Genomic DNA, 6,730 nt, shown 5'->3' on the forward strand with positions numbered 1-6,730 from the left:
TATTGCACCTTTTAAAGCAAATTGAATTAAGAGGAGGAATCACAAATGTCAAGAAAGTTAAAAACCATGGATGCGGAAACCTTGATGACCACACCCATGGAGCCGCTGAAATTTATTGTCAGCGGTTTGCTGCCTGAAGGACTGCATGTGCTGGCAGGCTCACCGAAAATTGGCAAGAGCTGGCTGGCACTGTGGATCTGCTTACAGGTGGCAAAGGGTGAAAAGGTATGGGGATTTGAAACGCTACGAAGCAAAGTCCTGTATCTGTGTTTAGAGGACAGCTTCGTCCGTATCCAAAGCAGGCTGTTTGAAATTACCGATGAAGCACCGTCGACACTACACTTTGCGATTATGAGCGATGCTATCGGTCATGGTCTGGAAAACCAAATTGAAAGCTTTATCAAAGAGCACCCTGGCACAGGACTGATTGTGATTGACACCCTGCAAAAGGTTCGCAAAACCGTTTCCGCAAATGTCAATCCCTATGCCTCCGATTATGATGACATCAACGCACTGAAGCAAATTTCGGACCGTCACCATCTTGCTATCCTGCTCGTACATCATCTTAGAAAAACAGGCGATGCTGATCCGCTCAATATGATTTCGGGCACCAGTGGTATTGCTGGTGGTGCTGATACAAACTTTGTATTGCAAAAAGATAAGCGAACTGGAAATACCGCAAAGCTCATCTGCACCGGCAGGGATATCGAGGGGCGGGAATTGTTCTTGGAGTTCAACAGGAACAAATTTTTATGGGAGCTGCTGGAACCGATTGAAATGGGGCAGCTAATCATACCGGATGAAATTTTTCTTCTCTGTAATTTTATAAAATCGGCGGACAGCTTCACGGGGACGGCAACCGAGCTGATAGAAAAACTCAATCTCGATTGCAGCCCTGCAATTCTGAAAAAGAAAATCATCAAGCACATGGAGCATCTTCAAAAAAACGGTATTCATTATTCGGAGAACAGGACTTTTGAGCGGCGAGAATTTACTCTCCGTTATGACGGTAATGACGATATGACGGCACAATTAAGCCCCCAAAACTTGCCGTCTTTGCCGTCAGCACCGTCACAGGGCTGCAATCTCGCCGCCGTTGCCCCCTGTTCGCCCCTGTATGGCGAGATTGAGGGTGGAGTGGGATAACCCCTCACCTAACCCGAATAAACCCGTAAATTGAGCCGCTGTTGCGGACAACTTCGGATTCGTCCTTGTTTCCGATGAAATGTGAGCGCTTCGGCTGCTATTTCTCACCCCTTGGGTGAGGCGAGCAGAGCGTCGGGCTATACGCCCGCCACAGTTCGCTCGGGGCAGAAGCCCCGGACCCCACTTTATGGAGCGCCGTTGTCGCAATGAAAATCGAAAGGAGAACCGCCAATGAAAAAGAAACCCTTTGCCTTTCGCATCAGCGAAAGCACCTATCAAACACTGAAACAAAAATCCAAGCGTGGCAAGGTTACCATGACGGAATTTTTAGAACGAGCCATAACCGATAAGGAAATCGTTGTGGTAGACGGGATGCAGGAGCTTATCAGTGAGCTAAAAGCCATCGGCAGAAACCTCAATCAGCTTACCACTCTGGCTAATATGGGGAAAGTGGATGCCGTTTACCTTGCAGAAACCAAGGCGCAGCTAAGCGGTATCTATGAAAAGCTGTCTGCTCTTTGTGAGGTGAATCGGTAATGGCAACAATCAACTTCATCCCCTGTAAAAAGCAAAACGCTTTCTCTATGCGCAATGAACTCAAATATATTTTGCAGGATTTCAAGGTGTGCATCGAGCCAGAAAAATTAAATTGTGACCACACCGTCAACTATCAAACCTATTCCGAGTATGCGGATAAGACCGGCTGTATCCGCTTAATCTCCGGTAAGGACTGCTGTCCAGAAACAGCTTTTCAAGAATTTATGGCGACCAAAAACAGCTTTAAAAAGGCTGATCAAACCATGTTTTATCATTACGACCAAGCCTTTAAGGATGGTGAAACCATCTCACCCAAAACCGCACATGAGATTGCTGTTAAATTTGCGGAGGATAATTATCCCGGTTATGAGGTAGTCATCGCCACCCATGTGGACAACGAGCATCTGCACTCCCACTTTATTATTAACTCGGTCAGCTTTAAAACAGGAAAGAAATTGCATCAAGGCCCCAAAACACTATTAAAGCTTCGGGCATATTCAGACCAAATTTGTCAGCAATATGGGCTGACTACTCTGGAACCGTACACAGGCGGCAAGTCTCAAAGTCTCGCCTCTCGGGAATACCGCGCCGCCGCCAAAGGACAGAGTTGGAAGTTTTCGTTGATGAACGCAATTGATACGGCGATGAAAACCAGCGGCACAAAACAAGATTTTATTAAAAATATGGAGCGACAGGGCTATGCCGTTCGATGGGAGAACAGAAGAAAATACATCACCTATACCTGCCCCAACACCATGTCCTGCCGAGATATTAAACTCCATGACCACCGCTATTTATAGGAGATGATGGAGCGTGAATTTGAGCTTAGAAGAATTGAAACAGCGGAACGCAAGTTCAAACTCAACGATGATACAGCCTACACAGCCGCTGCAGACCCCCCAACCCTGTCCGCTGACACAGGAAAAGCTGGACAGTCTGTTTTACAACCAGAGCGTGATTTGGAATGGGATAGCCCAGCTGCAGGAACAGGTGAAATTCCTCCAACAGCAGAACTGCAGCCTCAAAACACAGCTGGACAATCTGCCTGCGAAGTCGGAGATGGAGACAATCAGCAAGATACTCTCCCAAATTCAGCAAACAGTATCACAGGCTGGGAAACAGAAAGAGAAATCTTTTTCTCTGCCGAAGCTACGGTTGCCGCACCTGACATGGACGCCGCTATGGATTATCATTCCCTTGACCTTGCTGGCATTGGCAGCAGTGTGGTTCAGCTGGGGCGCGCTTTGGAACGGCTGGACAACCCTGTTCCCCTAAAGGATGCCTCTATGAAACCACCGCAGCACACCGGCAGGAAGAAGAAATTAGCGGTCGGTCAAAAGGAAGATGACCACAGTGAACACGGTTTTGAAATGAAGATGTAAAGGAGATGCGATATGACAAACGAGAAATTAGCGGCACAGCATTATCTGAAAACCAATATCCTCGGCGCTTACGAAACCGCCGATATCATTTGGCAAAGCGACAGTGAAGGCAGCACTCACCGTACCTTTACAGACAGCTTTGTTTACACAGATGAATCCTCCCATACCATTGAGCGGGATATGGTGGTGGAAGACAGAGTGTTCCGGGTTCATTCTGTGTTTCCACTAAAAAGTGCTTCCACACCCACAAAAAAAATGCTTACGGTGATTGAAAACGACCTTGAAAAAACGCTTAAAAACGCTTGATTTCAGTAGACTTGTGGAACCTGTTACGGTATGCTTGGGTTACCGTATTCAGTTTGCCACAACAAGAAGGAGGATTTTAAACGATGGCAAACAACGAAAAATTTACGATACTCTACGGCAGACTGAGCCAGGAGGATGATCGGGAGGGTGAAAGCAACAGCATCCAGAATCAGCGGTTGATCCTCACCAGGTACGCAGAGGAAAAGGGCTTTGGCAATATTCGGTTTCTGTTCGACGACGGTTTCAGCGGCACAAACTTCAATCGTCCTTCGTGGAACGAGATTATGGAGCTGATTGAAAGTGGACAGGTGGAAACCCTGATTGTCAAAGACATGAGCCGTCTCGGCAGGGATTATCTGCAAACAGGCTTTCTCATGGAGCACACCTTTCCCAACCACAATGTTCGGTTTATTGCGATCAATGATGCCGTGGACACACTCTACGGTGACAACGATTTTGCTCCGTTTCGGAATTTATTTAACGATTTCTACGCGAAAGACTGTAGCAAAAAGATTCGGTCGGTGAAGAAAGCACAGGCTGAGCGCGGAGAACGGGTTGGAACAAGGCCGCCCTATGGGTACAAAAAAGACGAGAGCAATCCCAAAAAGATTGTTCCCGATCCAGAAGCCGCCGAGGTGGTCAAGTATATTTTCAAGCTGTGTGCCGAGGGTAGAGGTCCCAATCAAATCGCAAGGCAGCTCACCGAAGAGCAGGTGGTAAATCCAAGCAACTACTATTTTAATCAAACCGGAGTGGCATTGACGAACTTAGATACCACCAGACCCTACAGGTGGAGAAGTAACTCAATCGTCAATATTTTAGATGATGAAACCCATCTCGGACACACCGTCAGCATGAAACACACCACCGCATCCTACAAAAACAAAAAGCAGATCATTCGCCCGGAATCTGAATGGCTCAGGTTTGAAAACACCCATGAGGGCATCATCGACCAAGAAATCTGGGATATTACCCATGCGGTTCGCGAGCACAAAAAGCGTCCGAGAAAAAACATGGAGGACCCTAACCCTTACTCGGGACTGGTCTTCTGCGCTGATTGCGGAAAGCCTTTAATTTTGCACCGTGCCCATACCATGGACGAAAGCAAGAACAATTTCGCCTGCTCCACATACAAGAAGTATGGCAAGGAAACCTGCTCCGCCCACTACATCCGGGAAAGTCAGCTTGCAGCGGTAATTTTGGATGACCTGAAGCGTGTCACCCACTTTGCAAGACAGGACGAAGCGCTGTTTGCGGAGTGCATCAACCGCAAAAACACTGCTGATACGAGGAAGGAAATTACTGCGCTGCAAAAAGAACTGGAGACTATGCGAAAAAGAGATTTGGAGCTTACCGCACTTTTCAAACGGCTCTACGAGGACAATGTGCTGGGGCGTATACCCGATGAGCATTACCGAACCCTGTCCGATGAGTACACCGTAGAGCAAAAAGCCTTACGGGAACGTATGCCAAAGGCCGAAGTGAGAGTGGATAAGCTCAAAAATTCCCTTACCAATGTAGACAGGTTTATTGAAAAGGCAAAGAAGTATACCGACCTTACCGAGCTGACACCGGAACTGCTCCGCATGTTTATTGCCAAAGTTGTGGTGGGTGAAAAGGCTGAGAAATACTCCCGTACTGCTCCGCAGGATATCTGGATTTACTACCGTGATATTGGGATGCTGAACGATGTCAAAGAGGAATATGACATTCCATCTATGGAAGAATTCTATGGAATGGATGATGAAATGCTGTTTGATGATGAACTGCCAGCTGCAATTTAAGGCATAGCAAAAGGCGGACAGCCGAAACTGTCCGCCTTATACCCCGCATTTTTAGGCGGTTCACAAAGTATCCTTATGAACACCCGCCAAATATTCTGTCAATTTAATTATTAACGGGTTTGTACGTAAGAACAACATGAATTAAGCTTTAAATACAAAAAAACCTCGAGCATATACTCCAGGCTTCTAATTTTCCTTATTAATTGACTAAATCCTACACAAGAAAATGTACATCCAAGAGCTTCGTCTTCCGACTCCACTCTTCCACTATAAACCCTTTTTAGGTTAAGCCCTCGACCTATTAGTAACAATCAGCTACATGCGTTACCGCACTTCCACCTTTGTCCTATCCACCTTGTCGTCTTCAAGGGGTCTTACTAGCTTGTGCTATGGGATATCTTATCTTGAGGGGGGCTTCACGCTTAGATGCCTTCAGCGTTTATCCCTTCCAAACTTGGCTACTCGGCCGTGCCATTGGTATGACAACCGATGCACCAGTGGTTCGTCCAACCCGGTCCTCTCGTACTAAGGTCAGCTCCTCTCAAATATCCTGCGCCCACGCCGGATAGGGACCGAACTGTCTCACGACGTTCTGAACCCAGCTCGCGTACCGCTTTAATGGGCGAACAGCCCAACCCTTGGGACCTACTACAGCCCCAGGATGCGATGAGCCGACATCGAGGTGCCAAACCACTCCGTCGATGTGAACTCTTGGGAGTGATAAGCCTGTTATCCCCAGGGTAGCTTTTATCCGTTGAGCGATGGCAATCCCACTTTATACCACCGGATCACTAAGTCCTACTTTCGTACCTGCTCCACCCGTCGGTGTCACAGTCAAGCTCCCTTCTGCCTTTGCACTCTTCGAATGGTTTCCAACCATTCTGAGGGAACCTTTGAGCGCCTCCGATACCCTTTCGGAGGCGACCGCCCCAGTCAAACTCCCCGCCTGACATTGTCCACCAGCCGGTTCACGGCTGCATGTTAGAAACCCAGTAACACAAGGGTGGTATCCCAACAGCGGCTCCTCTACGACCGGAGTCATAGATTCTTAGCCTCCCACCTATCCTGTGCATGCATTACCGAGTCCCAGTATCAAGCTAGAGTAAAGCTCCATGGGGTCTTTCCGTCCTGGCGCGGGTAACCAGCATCTTCACTGGTATTTCAATTTCACCGGGTGCATTGTTGAGACAGTGCCCAAATCATTACGCCTTTCGTGCGGGTCAGAACTTACCTGACAAGGAATTTCGCTACCTTAGGACCGTTATAGTTACGGCCGCCGTTTACTGGGGCTTAAGTTCAACGCTTCGCAAGGAACTAAAGTTCCTGCTAACGTCTCCCCTTAACCTTCCAGCACCGGGCAGGCGTCAGCCCATATACTTCACCTTACGGTTTTGCATAGACCTGTGTTTTTGCTAAACAGTTGCTTGGGCCATTTCTCTGCGGCCTGCTTTCGCAGGCGCCCCTTCTCCCGAAGTTACGGGGCCATTTTGCCGAGTTCCTTAACAATGCTTCTCCCGTCGGCCTTAGGATTCTCTCCTCATCTACCTGTGTCGGTTTACGGTACGGGCTTATGCA

Annotated in this window: 6 protein-coding genes and 1 rRNA gene (1 of these 7 running past the window's edge); 6 read left to right on the plus strand and 1 reads right to left on the minus strand. The window is 47.9% G+C overall.

Annotation, left to right across the window (positions count from 1 at the left end; translation table 11 throughout):
* The first annotated feature begins 45 nt into the window (after positions 1-45).
* From H0486_RS12635 to H0486_RS12660, 6 genes are all read left to right on the plus strand, one after another.
* Positions 46-1,146, plus strand: a complete 1,101-nt coding sequence (locus H0486_RS12635) for an AAA family ATPase (protein ID WP_228353338.1) — start codon at positions 46-48, stop codon at positions 1,144-1,146.
* 231 nt (positions 1,147-1,377) lie between these two features.
* Positions 1,378-1,683 carry a plasmid mobilization protein gene (locus H0486_RS12640; RefSeq protein WP_228353339.1) on the plus strand — a complete coding sequence of 102 codons (306 nt, stop codon included), beginning with the start codon at positions 1,378-1,380 and terminating at the stop codon, positions 1,681-1,683.
* Positions 1,683-2,483 carry a relaxase/mobilization nuclease domain-containing protein gene (locus H0486_RS12645; protein ID WP_228353340.1) on the plus strand — a complete coding sequence of 267 codons (801 nt, stop codon included), beginning with the start codon at positions 1,683-1,685 and terminating at the stop codon, positions 2,481-2,483. The genes H0486_RS12640 and H0486_RS12645 overlap by 1 nt, the downstream gene beginning before the upstream one ends.
* Before the next feature lie 6 nt (positions 2,484-2,489).
* Positions 2,490-3,065 carry a hypothetical protein gene (locus tag H0486_RS12650; RefSeq protein ID WP_228353341.1) on the plus strand — a complete coding sequence of 192 codons (576 nt, stop codon included), beginning with the start codon at positions 2,490-2,492 and terminating at the stop codon, positions 3,063-3,065.
* Positions 3,066-3,077: 12 nt separating this feature from the next.
* Complete coding sequence (locus H0486_RS12655) at positions 3,078-3,371, plus strand: hypothetical protein (RefSeq protein WP_228353342.1); 294 nt, start codon at positions 3,078-3,080, stop codon at positions 3,369-3,371.
* Between the two features lie 83 nt (positions 3,372-3,454).
* The gene (locus tag H0486_RS12660; protein WP_228353343.1) at positions 3,455-5,155 is read left to right on the plus strand and encodes a recombinase family protein; all 1,701 of its coding nucleotides are present in this window, start codon (positions 3,455-3,457) and stop codon (positions 5,153-5,155) included.
* A 281-nt stretch (positions 5,156-5,436) separates the two neighbouring features.
* On the opposite strand, the gene H0486_RS12665 is transcribed toward H0486_RS12660, so the two are convergent.
* Positions 5,437-6,730: ribosomal RNA gene (locus tag H0486_RS12665) — 23S ribosomal RNA — on the minus strand; it runs 1,782 nt beyond the window's last position.

Origin of the sequence: Variimorphobacter saccharofermentans (genome assembly GCF_014174405.1) — a bacterium.
Classification (GTDB): Bacteria; Bacillota; Clostridia; order Lachnospirales; family Lachnospiraceae; genus Mobilitalea; species Mobilitalea saccharofermentans.

Bases quoted from the DNA above. Each gene is read 5' to 3' on its own strand.
- H0486_RS12635 (WP_228353338.1), top strand. From the start codon at position 46: ATGTCAAGAAAGTTAAAAACCATGGATGCGGAAACCTTGATGACCACA.
- H0486_RS12640 (WP_228353339.1), top strand. From the start codon at position 1,378: ATGAAAAAGAAACCCTTTGCCTTTCGCATCAGCGAAAGCACCTATCAA.
- H0486_RS12645 (WP_228353340.1), top strand. From the start codon at position 1,683: ATGGCAACAATCAACTTCATCCCCTGTAAAAAGCAAAACGCTTTCTCT.
- H0486_RS12650 (WP_228353341.1), top strand. From the start codon at position 2,490: ATGGAGCGTGAATTTGAGCTTAGAAGAATTGAAACAGCGGAACGCAAG.
- H0486_RS12655 (WP_228353342.1), top strand. From the start codon at position 3,078: ATGACAAACGAGAAATTAGCGGCACAGCATTATCTGAAAACCAATATC.
- H0486_RS12660 (WP_228353343.1), top strand. From the start codon at position 3,455: ATGGCAAACAACGAAAAATTTACGATACTCTACGGCAGACTGAGCCAG.